At 63.5% G+C, this 17,662-nt stretch carries 15 protein-coding genes and 1 tRNA gene; 4 read left to right on the forward strand and 12 right to left on the reverse strand.

The window, feature by feature from the left end; translation table 11 throughout:
• Positions 1-180: 180 nt before the first annotated feature.
• The 9 genes from CK221_RS06245 to CK221_RS06285 form a co-directional block, all read right to left on the reverse strand.
• Positions 181-1,296, reverse strand: a complete 1,116-nt coding sequence (locus CK221_RS06245; protein ID WP_067325879.1) for an ABC transporter ATP-binding protein — start codon at positions 1,294-1,296, stop codon at positions 181-183.
• Between the two features lie 22 nt (positions 1,297-1,318).
• Positions 1,319-2,263 carry a carbohydrate ABC transporter permease gene (locus tag CK221_RS06250; RefSeq protein WP_067002549.1) on the reverse strand — a complete coding sequence of 315 codons (945 nt, stop codon included), beginning with the start codon at positions 2,261-2,263 and terminating at the stop codon, positions 1,319-1,321.
• Positions 2,260-3,219, reverse strand: a complete 960-nt coding sequence (locus CK221_RS06255; protein WP_067002547.1) for a sugar ABC transporter permease — start codon at positions 3,217-3,219, stop codon at positions 2,260-2,262. The genes CK221_RS06250 and CK221_RS06255 overlap by 4 nt, the downstream gene beginning before the upstream one ends.
• Positions 3,220-3,406: 187 nt before the next feature.
• On the reverse strand, positions 3,407-4,660 hold the full coding sequence (locus CK221_RS06260; protein WP_067002546.1) for an ABC transporter substrate-binding protein: 1,254 nt from the start codon (positions 4,658-4,660) through the stop codon (positions 3,407-3,409).
• 59 nt (positions 4,661-4,719) lie between these two features.
• A complete protein-coding gene (locus CK221_RS06265; protein ID WP_095777114.1) occupies positions 4,720-6,231 on the reverse strand; it encodes an aldehyde dehydrogenase family protein in 1,512 nt (503 codons plus the stop codon).
• A gap of 10 nt (positions 6,232-6,241) precedes the next feature.
• On the reverse strand, positions 6,242-7,018 hold the full coding sequence (locus CK221_RS06270; protein WP_067327025.1) for an enoyl-CoA hydratase/isomerase family protein: 777 nt from the start codon (positions 7,016-7,018) through the stop codon (positions 6,242-6,244).
• Positions 7,011-8,612 (reverse strand): acyl CoA:acetate/3-ketoacid CoA transferase, encoded by a 1,602-nt coding sequence (locus tag CK221_RS06275; RefSeq protein ID WP_095777115.1) that lies wholly within the window; start codon positions 8,610-8,612, stop codon positions 7,011-7,013. The genes CK221_RS06270 and CK221_RS06275 overlap by 8 nt, the downstream gene beginning before the upstream one ends.
• Entirely contained in the window at positions 8,609-9,625 is a 1,017-nt protein-coding gene (locus CK221_RS06280) for a Gfo/Idh/MocA family oxidoreductase (protein ID WP_095777116.1), read from the reverse strand. Before CK221_RS06280 ends, CK221_RS06275 begins: the two co-directional genes overlap by 4 nt.
• Positions 9,622-10,674, reverse strand: a complete 1,053-nt coding sequence (locus tag CK221_RS06285; RefSeq protein ID WP_067002537.1) for a LacI family DNA-binding transcriptional regulator — start codon at positions 10,672-10,674, stop codon at positions 9,622-9,624. Before CK221_RS06285 ends, CK221_RS06280 begins: the two co-directional genes overlap by 4 nt.
• 230 nt (positions 10,675-10,904) lie before the next feature.
• Between CK221_RS06285 and CK221_RS06290 the strand changes: the two genes are divergently transcribed.
• Complete coding sequence (locus CK221_RS06290; protein WP_067002534.1) at positions 10,905-12,059, forward strand: dihydrodipicolinate synthase family protein; 1,155 nt, start codon at positions 10,905-10,907, stop codon at positions 12,057-12,059.
• Positions 12,060-12,831: 772 nt separating this feature from the next.
• Here the strand turns inward: CK221_RS06290 and CK221_RS06295 are convergent.
• Positions 12,832-12,906, reverse strand: a tRNA-Val gene (locus CK221_RS06295).
• A gap of 215 nt (positions 12,907-13,121) precedes the next feature.
• Positions 13,122-13,484 (reverse strand): response regulator, encoded by a 363-nt coding sequence (locus CK221_RS06300; RefSeq protein ID WP_006199474.1) that lies wholly within the window; start codon positions 13,482-13,484, stop codon positions 13,122-13,124.
• Positions 13,485-13,649: 165 nt separating this feature from the next.
• Here CK221_RS06300 and CK221_RS06305 point away from each other — a divergent pair, with 165 nt between their 5' ends.
• Positions 13,650-14,591, forward strand: a complete 942-nt coding sequence (locus CK221_RS06305; RefSeq protein ID WP_095777117.1) for an N-formylglutamate amidohydrolase — start codon at positions 13,650-13,652, stop codon at positions 14,589-14,591.
• A 303-nt stretch (positions 14,592-14,894) separates the two neighbouring features.
• Positions 14,895-15,668, forward strand: coding sequence for a histidinol-phosphatase (gene hisN / locus CK221_RS06310; RefSeq protein ID WP_095777118.1), 774 nt, complete (start codon positions 14,895-14,897; stop codon positions 15,666-15,668).
• A gap of 20 nt (positions 15,669-15,688) precedes the next feature.
• On the opposite strand, the gene CK221_RS06315 is transcribed toward hisN, so the two are convergent.
• Positions 15,689-16,645, reverse strand: coding sequence for an alpha/beta hydrolase (locus CK221_RS06315; RefSeq protein WP_095777119.1), 957 nt, complete (start codon positions 16,643-16,645; stop codon positions 15,689-15,691).
• 465 nt (positions 16,646-17,110) lie between these two features.
• Between CK221_RS06315 and CK221_RS06320 the strand changes: the two genes are divergently transcribed.
• On the forward strand, positions 17,111-17,578 hold the full coding sequence (locus CK221_RS06320) for an Hsp20 family protein (RefSeq protein WP_067002526.1): 468 nt from the start codon (positions 17,111-17,113) through the stop codon (positions 17,576-17,578).
• The last annotated feature ends 84 nt before the right edge of the window (positions 17,579-17,662 follow it).

Consider the following 17,662-nt stretch of genomic DNA (forward strand, 5'->3'; position numbering starts at 1 on the left):
TCCACGGTCCCCAAATCATCAGGGCAACCAGTGAATCACGCTCCAAACAACCGCGCCAGAACTTCTTCAACAGCCTGCTAAAGCGCGTCGTGTTTGAACTGACGGGGACCACGCGCTTTAGATCTTTGTCTTGACGCATGTCGCTGCCCCAAAACCGGATCCACTTTTGGGCGACATGCATCAGAGAATGCGCTTCTCGGTCGCCGGATCGAAGAACACCGCCTTGCTGAGATTGAAGGCCAGCGGCGTGCTGGTGCCGGGCTGGATCCTGGCGTCGGCGCGCAGCCGCGCCACCACGCCCTTGCCGCCGAGATTGGTGACCGCGAAGGTGTCCGATCCCGCCGGCTCGACCACTTCGATGTGGCAGTCGGCGGTGGCGATTTCGGATCCGTTGCGTTCGGCGCCTTCTGGATCGGTCAGCGCTTCCGGCCGCACGCCGAAGATGACCGGCTTGTCCTTGAAGGCCGCAAGGCCGGTCGGCGCGCCGGGCAGCGACAGCGTGATCGGCTGGCGCGCCTCACGATCGAGAACGACCGAGAGCCCGCTGCCATTGGCGCCAATCTTGGCCGGGATCAGGTTCATCGCCGGCGAGCCCATGAAGTCGGCGACGAAGATATTGGTGGGGTTGTTGTAGACTTCGGCCGGCGTGCCGAACTGCTGTACCTCGCCGTCGCGCATCACGGCGATCTTGGTCGCCAGCGTCATCGCCTCGATCTGGTCGTGGGTGACATAGACGATCGTGGTGCCGGTCGTGGCGTGCAGGCGCTTGATCTCGATGCGCATGTCGACGCGCAGCTTGGCGTCGAGGTTGGAAAGCGGCTCGTCAAACAGGAAGAGTTTCGGGTCGCGCACCAGCGCCCGGCCCATGGCGACGCGCTGGCGCTGGCCGCCGGAAAGCTGGCTGGGCTTGCGGTTGAGCAGGTGACCGATCTGCAGGATCTTTGCCACCTTGTCGATCGCCGCCTGGCGCTCCGCCGCCGGCACGCCGCGCATCTCCATGCCGAAGGCGATGTTTCCGGCAACCGTCATGTTCGGATAGAGCGCGTAGCTCTGGAAAACCATGGCGATGTCGCGCTTCGAGGGATGCAAATCGTTGATCGCGCGGCCGTCGACGCGGATCTGGCCCTCGGTGATGGTTTCCAGCCCGGCAATGGTGTTGAGCAGCGTGGACTTGCCGCAGCCGGACGGGCCGACCAGCACCAGGAAGCCGCCCTTTTCGAGCTCGACATCGATGCCCTTCAGGATCTCGACATTCCCGAAGCGCTTCTTCAGCCCATCAATTTCCAGAAAAGCCATGGTCGTTCCTTCAGAGATAGGGTCAGCCCTTGACCGCGCCGGCCATCAGCCCGCGCACGAAATAGCGGCCGGCGACGACATAGACGATCAGGGTGGGGAGCGCGGCAATCATCGCCGCGGCCATGTTGACGTTGTATTCGACGACGCCGGTCGAGGTGTTGACGACATTGTTGAGCGCCACCGTCATCGGCATCACGTCGCCGGTGCCGGCGTAAGCGGAAGCGAACAGGAAGTCGTTCCAGATGTTGGTGAACTGGTAGATAACGGTGACGACGAAGATCGGCATCGAGTTGGGCAGCATGATGCGGCGGAAGATCTGGAAGAACGAGGCGCCGTCGACCTGCGCCGCCTTCACCAGTTCGGTCGGAAAGGCCTCGTAATAGTTGCGGAAGAACAGCGTGGTGAAGCCGAGGCCGTAGACCACATGGACGAAGGCCAGGTTGACCGTCGAGTTGCCGAGGCCGAAGTTGAACCCCGTCGCGTTCTGCAGGCTGGCGCCGAAGCGGCCGATGCTGCCGAGGATGGTCGCCATTGGCAAGAGCACCGACTGGAACGGAATGAAGCAGGCAAACAGCATCATCGCGAAGACCAGCGTGTGGCCGCGGAAGCGCCATTTGGTCAGCACATACCCGTTGAGAGCGCCGAGCAGCGTCGAGATCAGCACCGCCGGCACCACCATCTTGATGGAGTTCCAGAAGTAGCCCTTGATGCCGGCACAAGTCAGGCCGACGCAGGTTTCGCCCCAGGCCTTGAACCATGGCGCGATGGTCGGCGACTGCGGCAGCGCCAGCATGTTGCCGTTCTGGATCTCGTCCATGGTCTTGAACGAGGTGACCAGCATGACGAAGAGCGGCATCAGGTAGAACAGCGCGAACAGCGCAAGCAGTCCGTAGATGACGATGCGGTTGATCGTCCTGGCGCTGACGCCGCTCGATGCCTGGCGGGCCGGTGAGGTGACGGCACTCATCGCGGCTTCTCCCTGAGCTCGGAATAGAGATAAGGCACGATGATCGCGGTCAGCGTCATCAGCATGATCACCGCGCTCGCCGAGCCGACCGCCATCTCGTTGCGCTTGAAGGTGAACTCATACATGAAGTTGGAGGGAAGCCAGGCCGAGCCGCCCGGTCCGCCGCTGGTCAGCGCCACGACAAGGTCATAGGACTTGATGGCCAGATGCGCGAGCACGATGAAGGCCGACAGGAACACCGGCCTGAGCAGCGGAATGACGATGCGGCGGTAGAGCTGGAAGGTGGTGGCGCCGTCGATCTGCGCGGCTTTCATGATCTCACCGTCGATGCCGCGAAGCCCGGCCAGGAACATCGCCATGATGAAGCCGGAAGCCTGCCAGACGCCGGCGATCACCACTGTGTAGATGACGAAATCCTTGTTCTTGATCCAGTCGAAATGGAAGCTCGTCCAGCCCCATTGGTGTAGCGTCTGCTCGAGACCGAGGCCGGGGTCGAGGAACCATTTCCAGGCGACGCCGGTGACGATGAAGGAGAGCGCCATCGGATAGAGATAGATCGGCCGCAGCATGCCTTCGCCGCGGATCTTCTGGTCGAGCAGGATGGCCAGGAACAGGCCGAGCGCCAGGCAGATCAGGATGTAGAGGAAGCCGAAAATCCCCATGTTGGTGATCGAGGTGTACCAGCTCGACGGCGGGTCGCTCTCGAAGGTCCAGCGCCACAGCCGCTGATAGGCGCGGGCGCCGGTGATGTCGTAGGATGGGAAGGTCTTGGAATTGGTGAACGACAGATAGATCGTCCACAGGATGAAGCCATAGACGAAGACGATCGTCGCCGCGAAGCTCGGCGCCAGGACGATCTTCGGCAACAGGTCCTGCAATCGCGAGCGGACGGAGGCGCCGGGACGGGCGTCATGTTCCGGCGTCAGCTTGATTTGGGTTTCGGCGACTGTGCTCATCGGCTCATCCAGTACCGGTTATTGGGGACCAGCCAGCGTGCGGCGCACACCAGGCAGCAATCCCGTATATCGTCTCGACAGGAGACCTCCCCCGCCGGAGCGGGGGAGACTCGAGTGGTTTTGTTTATGCAATTCCGAACGGAAAACCGCTATGCACTTTTCCTGGAATTGCTCCAGCAAAAACGCCTTACTTGGCGTCGTCGATCGCCTTGACCAATTCGGTCACGGCTTCGTCCGAGGTCTTGATCTGGCCATGGACGAACTTCGAGATGACGTCCTTGTAGGCGTTGGCGACAGCCGGGGGCGCGCCATAGCCCTGGGCCAACGAGCCGAACAGCTTGCCGCCTTCGTTAGCAGCCTTAAGGTCGGCGATGCCCTTCTTGCCGCAAGCATCGAAGTCGGTGTCCGGCACGTCGGTACGAGCGGGGACCGAGCCCTTCACGACGTTGAAAGCCGACTGGAAGCTCTTCGACAGGGTGGCGGTGGCCAGAGCGACCTGGGCGGCCTTGCGGTCGTCCGGAACGTTGAACATGCCGAACATGTCGGAGTTGTAGATCACCGAGCCGTCGGTGCCCGGGAAGCGGTAGCAGAGGAAGTCCGTGCCCGGGGTCTTGTTGGCGGCGTGGAACTCGCCCTTGGCCCAGTCGCCCATGACCTGAACCAGCGCATCGCCTTTGATGACCATGGCGGTGGCGAGGTTCCAGTCGCGGCCCGAGAAGTTCGGGTCGACATAGGTGACGAGCTTGGCGAGGTTGTCGAACGACTTCTTCATCGTGTCGGACTTGAGCGACTCCTCATCGAGGTCGTTCATCGCCTTCTTGTAGAATTCCGGTCCGCCGGTCGACAGCACGACGGAGTCGAACATGGTCGCTTCCTGCCAGTTCTGGCCGCCAAGCGCCAGCGGGATGACGCCAGCAGCCTTGGCCTTGTCGAGCAGGGCGATGAAGTCGTCGAAGGTCTTTGGCTCGGTGCCGCCGATCTTGTCCATCACGGCCTTGTTGATCCACAGCCAGTTAACCGAGTGGACGTTGACCGGAGCCGCGACCCACTTGCCGTCATAGACGGAGAACTTCTGCAGGGCGGCCGGAACGCTCTTGTCCCAGCCTTCCTTCTTGGCGGTCTCGGTGAGGTCGCCCATGACGCCAGCAGCGGCATAGTCGAGCACGGTGTAGCCCAGCATCTGCGAGGCAGTCGGATAGTTGCCGGCCGCGACCATCGCCTTCAGAGCGGTCATGGCGGCGTCGCCGCCGCCGCCGGCCACCGGCACGTCCTTCCAGGCATAGCCTTCCTTGGCCAGATCCTGCTTCAGCACGTTCAGAGCAGCCGCTTCGCCGCCCGACGTCCACCAATGCAGCATCTGCACTTCCTTGACGTCCGCGGCATGCGCCGAGAACGCAAAGCTCGTCGCAAGAGCCGTTCCGATAAGCAGTTTGCGCAACATGTACTACCTCCCTTGTTGCATTCACATAACCGGCGGGGTGACCGCCGGGGTCTCCCAACTCAGCCGAGCCACCATCCGGTGCGCTGGCCGCGATGAAACTGGATTGTCTTTTCCTCGGTATAGTCCTCGACGGCGCGTTTGCCGAGTTCGCGTCCGAGACCGGATTGCTTGTAGCCGCCGAAGGGCAGTTCGGGATAACCCTCCATGAACGTATTCACCCAAACCGTCCCCGAACGCACACCGCGCGCCACCGACATGCATGTGTCGATGCTCGCGCTCCACACTCCCGCAGACAGACCATAGGGCGTGTTGTTGGCGATGTGCAATGCCCTTTCAATCGTTTCAAAAGTGAGCACGGACAGCACCGGCCCGAAGACTTCCTCGCGCGCGATTTCCATGTCCTCGGTAACGTTGCGGACAATGGTCGGATCGAGATACTGGCCGGCGTTGGAGGCGAGCTGTCCGCCGCCGCTGAAGACGCTGCCGCCGCCGGTTTTGGCCGCCTTCACATAGCCGGCTACCTTCGCCATGTGGTCGGCCGAGATCATCGCGCCGACCTTGGTGCGGTCGTCAAGCGGATCGCCGACTTTCACCCTCTCGGCCAGCGCCTTGACTGCGCCGAGAAAGTCGTCCGCGATCGCCTCATGCACGATCAGCCGACTGCCGGCATTGCAGCATTCGCCGGCGTTGAAGAAGCCGCCGAAGACTGCGGCATCCGCCGCTGCTTCGAGATCGGCGTCGGGAAAGACGATCTGGCCGTTCTTGCCGCCGAGCTCCATCGACACCTTCTTCAGCGAACTGGACGCCGCCGCCATGGTCATCTTGCCGACGCGGGTCGAGCCGGTGAAGGACACCATCTCAACCAGCGGATGGCTGACCATTGGCGCGCCGACATCGCTACCCAGGCCAGCGAGGATGTTGACGACACCCGTCGGCAGGCCGGCCTGCAGCAGGATATCGCCGAGCACGAAGGTCGACGCCGAGGTCATCTCGCTCGGCTTGACCACGGCAGTGCAGCCGGCGGCGAGCGCGAAGGGCAGTTTCTGGCTGACGATCAGGAAGGGAAAATTCCACGGCGTGATGATCGAGACGACGCCGATCGGCTCGCGCAGCACCACGCCCAGCATGTCATCGCCGAGATTGGCATAGCTCTCGCCATGGAGCGTGCGAGCAAGCGAAGCGGCATAGCGCCAGATGTCGACGGCGCCGCCGATCTCGCCGCGCGCCTGCGCGATCGGCTTGCCGGATTCCAACGCGTCGAGCCTGGCAATCTCTTCCAGTCGGCCCTCGATCAGATCGGCCGCTTTGAGCAGCACCGCGGCGCGTTCCGACGCCTTCATGCGCGGCCATGCGCCGGCCTCGAAGGCCTTGTGAGCTGCCTGCACCGCAGCGTCGACTTCCGCAGCACCCGCCTGCGCATAGCGTGAAACCGCAAAACCGTGGCCGGGACTGTTGCGTTCGATCGTGCGGCCGTCCCGGGCATCGACATGTTTGCCGTCGATCAGAAGCTTGTAGCTCTTCGGCGCCTGAGACGCTTCGACCGGCATGGAAATGTTAAGCGGTGCGTTCATCGTATCTTCTCTAGGATCTCGAAAAGTCCGGCTTGTGCCTGGCCTTGAAGGCGCCGACACCGGCCTTGAGATCGCCGGTGAGCGCAATGAAGCCGCTGGCCAGCGCTTCCGTGGCGGCGGCGTCTTCCTCGCCTTCGGCAATGCCGATCATCAGCTTGGCGGCCTCGGTTGCGAGCGGACCACGCTCGGCGATCTTTTCTCCCCAGGCTTTTGCTTCATCCAAGGCCTTGCCGGTTTCGACGACGCGGTCGACGACGCCGAGGGCGAGCGCCTCGTTCGCCAGAAAAATCTCGCCGCCAAGCGCCATGCGCCGCACGATCTGTGCACCGAAGCGGCGCACAGCGCGCTGCGTACCAGACCAGCCGGGCACGACGCCGATCGAGGTCTCGGGAAAGCCGAGCTTGATCTGGGTTTCGGCGACGCGAAAATCGCAGGCGGCGGCCAATTCCAAGCCGCCGCCCAGCGCATGGCCGGACAGCACGGCGATTGTCGGTTGCCGAAGCCGCGCCAGCCGGTCGAAGACACGATGGCCGTAGCGCACCCATTGAACCTGGAAATCGGCGGCGCTTAATTGTGCCCAGGCCTCGACGTCGCCGCCGGCGCAGAAACCCTTGCCTTCGCCGCTGATGAGCACGACACGGACACCCTCGGCCAGTTCGGCCTTGTCGAGTGCGGCTTCGAGCGCGCGCAGCATCGGAATGTCGAGCGCGTTGAACTTTTCCGGCCGCCTGAGCGTCACGGTACCGATCACGCCATCCTGCTCGAAGGTGACGAGGCGCTCAGCCATGCGCTCCTCCAAGCGAAGCGCCGCCGTTGAGCGACAGGCCGATCGGCCGGTCCTGATAGAGCGACGCCGGCGTGATCTTGAGGTCGTTTGCGACGGCGAGCGGAGTGTCGGCCTGCGCCAGCACATCGCGTTCGAGATCGATGCCGGGCGCCAGCTCGGTCACCATCAGCCCGTCCTGGGTCAGCTTCATCACACAGCGTTCGGTGACATAGGTGATGTCCTGGCCTTGCGCGACCGCGCGCTTGCCGGAGAAGGAGATGTGCTCGACCTCGTCGACGATCTTTTTCACCTTGCCTTCCTGGTCGATGCGGATGGCGCCGCTCGCCAGCGAAAGCTTGGCGCCGGCGTTGAAGAAGCCGGAGAAGACGATCTTCTTCGCCCGCGCGGTGATGTCGACGAAGCCGCCGGCACCGGCCGTCACATGCGGTCGCGCCGAAAGCTTCGACACGTTGACCGAGCCGTGGCGGTCGATCTGCAGGAAGGACAGGAGCGAGGCGTCAAAGCCGCCGGCCTGGAAATAGATGAACTGGTGCGGCGAGGGCATGATCGCCTCGGCATTCGAGGCGCAGCCGAACTTGAAGTCGAGCAGCGGCACGCCGCCGACCGCGCCCTGCTCGATCACCCAGGTGACCTTGCCGTGCTGGCCTTCCTCGAGAAGAATGCGCGGCACGTTGGCGGAGATGCCGAAGCCGATATTGACGGCCATGCCGTCGCGCAACTCCATGGCGACGCGGCGCGCGATCACCTTCTGGATGTTCATCTCCGGGGTGCGGAAGGTGGAGAGCGGCCGGAAGATCTCGCCCGAGATCGCCGGGTCGTAAGCCGTCTGCGTCGTCTGCAGCTGATTGGGCGCGACCACGATATGGTCGACCAAGACGCCGGGCACGCGCACATCGTGCGGCTTGAGGGTGCCGTTCTCGACGATGCGCTTCACCTGCGCAATGACGATGCCGCCATTGTTGCGCGCAGCCAATGCCTGTTCGAGACCGCCGAGATAGGCGCCCTCATGCTCGTAGGTGAGATTGCCGCGCTCGTCGGCGGAGGTGGCGCGGATGATCGAGACGTTGGGGACGATGGCGCGGAAATAGAGCCACTCCTCGCCGTCGAACTGCTGCACCGAGACGATCGGCTCGCTGGCGGCGGCGTTCATGGCGCAGCCCTGGTGGCGCGGGTCGGCGAAGGTGTCGAGGCCGACCTTGGTCAGCACGCCGGGACGCTTGGCGGCCGCCTCGCGATGCATGTCGAAGAGGATGCCGGAGGGCACGTTGTAGGCCGCGACCGAGTTGTCGCCGATCATCTGCCAGATCCGAGGCGGCTCGGCGGAGGAGGGGCCGGATGGATACGAGCCGCAGAGCGTGCGCTTGAGCAGGCCAGGCTTGGCGAGATGGTCGATGCCCTTGATGCCGTACATGTCGCCGGCGGCGATCGGGTGCAGCGTGGTGATCGCTCTCGGATGCCCTTCCGCATCGAAGCGCTCGCCGATGGCGGCGAGCACGGCGTCGGGGCAGCCGAGGCCGCTCGAGGACGACACCGAGACAATCATGCCGTCCTTGATCAGGCTGGCGGCATGCGCTGCCGTGACGAGCTTGCTCACGCGAGGCTCCCGAGTTGCGGATCGATGATCACGGCCTTGCCGGTCTTCGAGGATTGCAGCGCTGCTTCGGCGGATGCCAGCGACCAGATGCCGTCCTCGCCGGTGGCCGAAGGCTGGCCTTCGCCGCGGATCGCGGCATGGAACTGGCGTAGCGAGCGGGTGTAGAGGTCCTCGCGATCGAAGCTCAGCTCTTCCTCGCCATTTGCAGTGCGCAGCAGCACCGAGCCGACCGGCTTCTGCGTCATCACATCAGTGGCGATCAGCGAGCCCTCCGACCCATGCACTTCGAAACCGATGCCGGCGAATTTGGTCGTGAAGCCTTCATGCGATTGCGCAATGACGCCGGACTTGAAGCGCCAGATGCACATCGCGCCGTCCTCCAGCCCGCCGCCGGCCATGCCGGCCGACTGTGTGAAGGCCGAGATCTCGACCGGATCGTCGCCGAGCACGAAGCGCAGCGTGTCGGCATCATGCACCGTGATGTCGAGCACCACGCCGCCCCCGGCTTCGGGCCTGGTGATGCGCCAGCCCTGCAGGCTTTCAGGCAGATAGACGGAATGGAAGACACGCGCGGCGATCGGCTTACCGATACGGCCGGTTGCGATCGCCTCGCGCATCGCCCGGTGCGCGCCGGCATTGCGCAGATGATGGTTGGTGCCGAACACGATGCCGGCTTTCCTGGCCGCCGCCACCATCTTGCGCGCATCGGCGCTGGTCAGCGCCAGCGGCTTTTCGCAGAGCACATGCTTGCCGGCCTTGATGGCGGCCAGCCCCTGTTCGAGATGCAGCTCATTGGTGGTCGAGATGTAGACGGCATCAATGTCCGAGCCAAGCAGCGCATCGAGCGTCGAGACGGCTTTAGGAATGCCGTTTTCCTTGGCGTAGCCTTGAGCCCGCTCTGCGCTGGAGCTCATCACGGCGGCAACCGCGCCGTCGGCCTGCGCGCGAATGGCGTTGACCATGAACTGCCTGGCGATCGTGCTCGCGCCGATCAGGCCCCATCTCACGCTCATGCCGCGTCTCCCATTCCAGTGCCGTGCGCGCTGCGGCTCGGGCCGCAGCTTTCCCTGACGACGAGGCTGACCGCGCCGATATGGTCCTCGGCGCGCGTCGTGCGCGACTGGATCATCTTCAGCATGACGTGCGCGGCGCGCTCGCCAAGGCCTGGGGTGTCGACGGCGACGCTGGTCAGCGCCGGCATGTAGTGCTCGGCTTCGGCCACGTCGTCGAAACCGACCACGGCGAAGTCGGCCCCGGCCTCCAGGCCGCGCTTGCGCAGCGCGAGCATGACGCCGAAAGCGACGGCGTCGTTGAAGCAAAGCGCGGCTGTCGGCGGCTCGGCTGCCGCAAGCGCGGTCTCCAGGCAGGCCATGCCGCCTCTGCGGCTGGTCTCGCCTTCGACAATCGTTCGGTTGGCGGTCGGGATGCCAAGCGCCTCGCAGGCCTCGATGAAGCCGCCGAGCCTGTCGTGATAGACAACGAGGTCGGACGAACCGCCGAAGAAAGCCAGCCGGCGGTGGCCCTTGCCGATCAGATGCTGAGTGGCGAGATAGGCGCCGCGATGGTTGTCGGGCGCGATTGCCGGGATGCGGCTCTCGGGCAGGCGGCGCATGGCGAAGACGACCGGCACGCCGGCAGCCTCGATGCGGCGGAAGGCGCCGGGCGTGGTGCCGCGCGCCGGCGAGACGATCAGACCGGCGACGCCTTGTTCCAGCAGCGACTTCAGCACTTCTTCCTGGCGGACCGGATTTTCCGCGGTGTTGGCGATGAAGGGCACGATGCCGGCGGCCTGAAAGACGCGCTCCATGCTGACAGCCAGCTCGGCGAAGAAGGGATTGGTGAGATCGTTGATCACCATGCCGATGACGTTGGAATGCGCCTTGCGCAGGTTGGCGGCGCCGCGGTTGTAGACATAGCCGACATCCTCGATCGCCTTGCGGACCTTGAGCGCGGTCTCAGGCCGGATCAGCCCGCTGCCTTGCAGCACGAGCGATACCGTCGATTTGGACACGCCGGCCTCACGGGCGATATCCAGGATCGTCGCCTTGGCCCGGCTGGCCATATCCGTGCTTCCCCCGTGTCCGGTGTTAGAATTTATTGGAACGTTCTAAACATTGCGTCAAACCGGAGTCAACTGGGAATCATGTTGATTTCGAAAAATTGATCGGCCTCCAGAGAACGCATGGGCTTAGGACCGCGATGCTGCGTTGGATCGCTTCAGCCGCGGGGATCATAAAGGTTCTTGATTTATTGGAACGTTCCATCTATAGGCTGCCGCAAAGGGAGAGTTCGATGGACATCATCCTGCCTGCGAAGAATGGCGATCGTGTCGGCTACCGGCTGGTCGGCCAACCGGCGCAGCCCATCATCGGCGCGGATTTCCCGCGCGTCGCCTATGCCGCTGCCCATGTCGTCGCCAACCCCTTCGCCATGACCGATCCCTGGTCGCGGCCGGCGGTCGACTGGGACAAGACCATGGCGTTCCGTCATCACCTGTGGCGGCTCGGCTTCCGCATCGCCGAGGCGATGGACACCTCGCAGCGCGGCATGGGTTTCGACTGGGCGAGCGCGAAAGAACTGATCCGGCGCTCGATCGCCGAGGCGCGCACGGTGAAAGGCGCCGATCTCGCTTCCGGCGCCGGCACCGACCATCTGGCGCCGGCCGCGGCAAAGTCGCTGGACGATGTGATCCGAGCCTATGAGGAGCAGTTCGCCTTTATCGAAGGCGGGGGCGGCAAGGCGATCATGATGGCAAGCCGCGCGTTGGCGGCCGTGGCCAAAGGCCCGGACGACTATGCCCGCGTCTACGACCGCATCCTCGGCCAAGCCTCCGGCAAGGTGATCCTGCACTGGCTGGGCGACATGTTCGATCCGGCGCTCAAGGGCTATTGGGGCAGCAATGATTTCGATACCGCCCTGGACACCGTGGTCGCCATCATCGAGCGGCACGCCGACAAGGTCGAAGGCATAAAGATATCGCTGCTCGACGCCCATAAGGAGGTGCTGCTGCGCGACCGCTTGCCTGAAGGCGTGGTGATGTTCACGGGTGACGATTTCAACTATCCGGAGCTGATCGCGGGGGACGGCAAGAGGCACTCGCATGCGCTGCTCGGCATTTTCGATGCCATCGCCCCGGTGGCCAACGCCGCGTTGGCCAGGCTCGCCGAGGGCGACCGGGCCGGCTATGACGCGCTGATGGCGCCGACCGTGCCGCTGTCGCGCAAGATCTTCGAAGCCCCGACGGAATTTTACAAGGCAGGCATCGTCTTCATGGCCTGGCTGAATGGCCACCAGGATCATTTCACTATGGTCGGCGGCATGCAGTCGGCGCGCGGCATCTGCCACTACGCCGATGTCTTCCGTCTCGCCGATCAGGCGGGATTGCTGGCCGATCCAGATCTCGCCGTCGCCAGGATGAAAGCGCTTTGCGCCGTCTCGGGCGTCTGAGAGGGTCGCCTCTCGCTTCCCTGCCGCTGGCGAAAATTGTAACCCTGATATCGGGCTTGGACCGGCAGCAGTCGAACTTCAACTGGAGGAGGTTGGCACCGCGGTCGTGGACCATCATTAGGCCGGCCGATCGGCAGTAGCGGCATGTTCCCGCAGGCCGAGGTCTAGACCCCAGTGGCTTTGCGAGAAATCCGCTTCAACCGGTGCGGATCGATCTGCGGTTCTGTGTCGATGAGCTTCTGCCTCGAACGATTGATCACATCTCGCGTTTGGGCGAGGAGTTTCCTGTCGCTCTCGGCTTGAAGAGGGCGCGGACGCGGATTGTCGGGAAATCGGTCTCGCATGGCGCGTCTCCGGTCTTGGTTCAGACGGGAGCGCGGTCGCTGTCTCTCAGCCGCCGGCGTCCTTTGCTAGTTGCCGACGATGAAGGTGAACTCGCGAGCGTCAGATCAGTTGCACGGTGCGTTAGAGATCTTCTGGGCCTTGCCGGAATATCCAGGCTCGCTCTCGGGCCGATTGCAGTTCGCTGCGGATCCGTCGCGCTTGTTACCGTTCGGCATCGACTTCGGCTCGAAGCCGATACCGCTCGGCGCGCAATTTGATGGAATCTATATAGACCTTCCAGAAACGGTCGTCGTCTTCGGCCATTGCAGCCAGTCCCCATTTGGGGTGCAACGGAACGCGTCCGCTTTGGTTCCGGGTCGCGGTTGGAAATCTTCGACCGGAGTTTCTGTGCAATCGGCACAACGGCTTAGCTAAGTTGTTGAAAGGATGGTGGGCGTGACAAGGATTGAACTTGTGACCCCTGCAATGTCAATGCAGTGCTCTCCCGCTGAGCTACACGCCCATCCGAAGCCGCGCATACACCATTTTTGGTCCGGCGCGTCAATAGCAGGAACAAGAAAAGAAAGCTCCGTTTGCCGCAGCGGCGGAAGCGCCGATGCCTAAAGCGCGTCGCGTCGAAACGGGTTCGAGTGACGCGCTTAGATCTTTGTTTCTGTGGATGTCGTTTTCCCAGCCGCTGCGCCGTTTTGGACGACATGCGTCGGCCGGAAAAACCCTTTAGGCGGCCTGAAGCATCTTCTCGACCTCGTTGACGAGATCGCGCAGATGGAACGGCTTCGACAGCACCTTGGCGTCCTTGGGCGCCTTGGAATCCGGATTGAGTGCGACGGCGGCGAAGCCGGTGATGAACATGACCTTCAGATCCGGATCGATCTCGGTGGCGCGGCGGGCAAGCTCGATGCCGTCCATCTCCGGCATGACGATGTCGGTCAGAAGCAGCGAAAAAGGCTCTTCGCGCAGCCGCTCATAGGCGCTGGCGCCGTTGTCGAAATCGCTCACCTGGTAGCCGGCGCGTTCCAGCGCCTTGACGAGGAACCGGCGCATATCGTCGTCGTCTTCCGCCAGAAGAATGCGTGCCATCGTATCCCGTCCGAATCACCCGCCCCAAGCCTGCCGCCGGGCAAGCCCGTTAACCATCCTGTATATGAGGAGGAGACGGTAAACATCAAGTGAACGTTGGCCTTGTCTCGACCACTTCGACTGTGCGTTTCGCGGGGCTGAAATGCTGGACATGCCGGACGCAAGATGGCAGTTTCGCATCATGATGCAGTGCTTCGTCCTGGTTCGTTCAAATTGAAGACGGCAGCCGAGGATTTTTCGGTCACACCACCCTTCGAAATCCGATCGGGCGCCGAGCAACGCGTAGCTTTCCTGTTCAACTCGCCGCATAGCGGCCGCCATTATCCCCAGCGCTTCCTGGCCATGGTGCGGCTCGATCGCAACGCCATACGCCGCTCGGAGGATTGCTATGTCGATGAACTGTTCGGCGGCGCCGTCGCGCTCGGCGCGCCGATGCTGGCGGCAAATTTCCCGCGCGCCTATCTCGACGTCAACCGCGAACCGTGGGAACTCGATCCGCGCATGTTCGCGGAGCCGGTGCCGTCCTTCTGCAATATCCGTTCGGCCCGCGTCGCGGGCGGGCTGGGCACCGTGCCGAAGCTGGTGGGAGAGGGGCTCGACATCTATCCCGGGCGTCTGCCGCTCTCCGAGGCCGTGGGACGCATAGAGGCCGTCTACAAGCCCTATCACGAGACGCTGAAGCGGCTATTGACCAGGACCCACGCCAGGTTCGGCTATGCCGTGCTGATCGACTGCCATTCGATGCCGGCCAGCGTCCGGGTCGGCGACAATGGCGCGCGGCCGGACTTCATCATCGGCGATCGTTTCGGCATTTCCGCCAGCGCGGCTCTAACCGAGAGGGCGATCGGCCTGCTCACCGGAATGGGCTACGCTGTCGCGCATAACAAGCCTTATGCCGGCGGCTTCATAACCGAGCATTACGGGCGGCCGGCGCGTCATCTCCACGCGCTGCAGATCGAGGTCAATCGCGGGCTCTACATGAACGAGCGGACATTCCAGAAATCGGCCGGCTTCGACGCTTTAGCCGACGACCTGACGCGGTTTTCGGCCGAACTGATTTCGATGCCCGGCCATCATTTCCTCGACCTGCCGCTCGCCGCCGAATGACGGCGGCGCTGGGAACCGCAGCTAAAAAAAGACCGCATCGTTTTCACGACACGGTCGAAGTCTAGGGAGGAAACGCCCAAGGAGGGCATGGACAGGATAAGCTGTCCGAGAACAAAAGTATTGTGCGATGCACAAATGTCAATCGACTTCAGGCTTTTTTAATTCAATATGATGTGCAAATCCGGTTTCGGCGCCTGACGTGTGACTTTGAGGCAACAGGCGAGGGCGCCTGACCCGGTTTTACGCTCCGGTCCGACAAGAAGACAGCGGCTGCGAGATGGTTGCCGCAACGGGGAGAGTGGTTTGGATATCAGCATCGACTTCATGAGGCGCATCGCGCGTGCCGCCGCCGCCGAAACCTTGCCTCGCTTCCGCAGCCAGGCCGCAGTCGCCAATAAGCTGGCGGAGAGCTTCGATCCGGTGACGGAGGCCGATCGCGAGGCCGAGCGGGCGATTCGGGCGCTTATCTCGGCGGAATATCCCGATCACGGCATCCTCGGCGAGGAGCATGGCAGCGAGAACATTTCGAGCCGGCATGTCTGGGTCATCGACCCGATCGACGGCACACGCGCCTTCATTTCCGGCCTGCCGGTCTGGGGAACGCTGGTCGGACTGACGATCGACGGCGATGCCGTAGCCGGCCTGATGTCGCAGCCCTTCACCGGCGAGCTGTTCTATGCCAATGCCTCCGGCTCGCATTACGAAGGCCCGGGTGGCCCGCGCAGGCTCGCGACGCGCAAGACGACGCAGCTTTCGCAGGCGACCCTGTTCACCACCACGCCGGCGCTGTTCAAGGGCGCGGCGCGCAACCGCTATGACGCGTTCGAGAAACAGGTGCAGCTCGCCCGCTACGGCACCGACTGCTACGCCTTCGCCATGGTGGCGGCGGGCAGCGTCGATATCGTCGCCGATCCGGGTTTGAAATCCTACGACATCGTGGCGCTGATCCCGATCATCGAGAAGGCGGGCGGCGTCGTCACCACCTTCGAAGGCGGGCCGGCGGAAAACGGCGGCGACATATTGGCGGCGGCGACGCCGGAGTTGCACGCCGCGGCAATGGCGGCGCTGAGCGGCTGATCCGCGGCGTCGTTCCGTGATCAGGCAGCGTCGCCGGTTCCCGGAACAAAAGCATCGAAGGCCGCCAGGAGCTGCTCGCGAAAGAGATCCCTCTCCTGCAGGATCTCATGATGCGCGCCGTCGATCATCAACAACGAGCCGACGCGCAGCCGTCTGGCATAGGATTCGACCGCCTTGGTCGAGACCACCTGGTCGGCGCCGGCGCCGACGATCAGCGTCGGTACCTGGATCCTTGCCATGAAATCGGGGTCGCTGACCGCCTCCGCGGCTGCGGCTGCGGCCTTCAGCCAGCGGATGGTCGGACCACCGAGTCCAAGGTGGGGCCAGGCCCTGTAAATGTCGGTATTGCGCCGGTAGCGCTCCGGGTCGGACGTCACCTTGTTCATTTCGAAGGGCGTCGGCAATTTCGGGCGCGGCCCCCAGGCGGCATAGAGGCGGCCGAGGCCCAGCGCGCAGAACACCGCGCAGACGCGCCTTATGGTGGCGATCGAAACCCGCAAGTCGGGCACGGCCAGGAAAGGCGCGATCAGCACCATGCGTCGCACCCGGTTGACCATCGACGGCGAGGCAAGCAGCGCGATCACCGCTCCCGTCGAATGGGCGAGGATGTAATAGGGGCCGCGGCAATCGGGCAGCACGATCTCCTCGAAGAACTGCTCGAGATCACGGGTGTAGTCGCGGAAGCTGCGGACATAGCCGCGCTGCCGGTCGCGCAGCAGGCGGCTGGAATCGCCCTGGCCGCGCCAGTCGAGGGTGGCGACGCCGAATCCGCGGTCGGCGAGATCGCGGATGGTCTCGAAATATTTCTCGATGCACTCGTTGCGGCCGGTCAGCAGCACCACCGTGCCCTGGAGCGGGCGGGCGACGGCGGCGAAAACGCCGTAGCGGATCTTCCTGCCGTCGCGGGTGGTGAAGAAGCCGCCGGCAGCGTTCTGCGGCGGCGGATTGCCCTCAGTCAGATAGAAAAGGTCCGTCATTCGGCGCTTCGTTGATTGCTTCTTGCCCGAGCGGGCCAGGCGTCGCCACGGTGATAGACGGCCATGCGCCAAAAGCAAAGGGTCCGGGTTGGCGCGCTTCCCTGTAAGGGAAGGCCGGAAGCGCCTGCGGCGCGCTTCCGGCCTCTGTCGACCCGGGAGGAAGGGACGTTGCACCCGGTTCGGCCTCGTCGCGGCGCACCGATCGAGGCGCCGCATGTCCGTATTGTCGACTGCAGCCTAGCGAGCCCAGGCTGAACGGATGCCGAAGCCTCGGTTCATCTGGCGTTCATCGAGCGAAAAAATCGAACGGAAAGTTGGTGCGCGAAGTTCTTGAAATGGGCTTTTCCGCTTCCCAAATGGAGGTTGCGGCCGCTGATGTCGGGGCCGCTGGCCTATCCGGAACGCCTTTCGAGGGTTTCGTACCGGGTCAAACGCAAACCATGTTGCTCAACAGGAGAACACATCATGCGTCACGTTGATTTTTCCCCGCTTTATCGTTCGACCGTCGGTTTCGACCGGCTGTTCACCATGCTCGATACGCTCGGCCAGCCCGAGAGCGCGCAGACCTATCCGCCCTATAACATCGAGCGCACCGGCGAGAACGCCTATCGCATCTCGATGGCGGTTGCCGGCTTCTCGGAAGACGAGATCTCGATCGAGGCGCACCGCAATGTGCTCACCGTCAAGGGTGAGCGCAAGGAAGAGAACAATGGCGAGGGTTCGGAGCTGCTCTATCGCGGCATCGCTTCGCGCGCCTTCGAGCGTCGCTTCCAGCTCGCCGACCACGTTGAGGTCGAGGGCGCCACGCTGAAGAACGGCCTGCTCTTCGTCGACCTCAAGCGCAACATTCCGGAAGAGCTGAAGCCGCGCAAGATCGCGATCACCTCGTCTTCGGACAAGGCCAAGCAGATCGAGGCCAAGGCCGCCGCGTAAGCCGCGGGCTCCATGTTAAGAAACGTCTCCCTCCCGAGACGAAAGCGGCGCCGAAGGGCGCCGCTTGTTTGTGACATTAATCCT

It is taken from the genome of Mesorhizobium sp. WSM3868, assembly GCF_002294785.1.
Classification (GTDB): Bacteria; Pseudomonadota; Alphaproteobacteria; order Rhizobiales; family Rhizobiaceae; genus Mesorhizobium.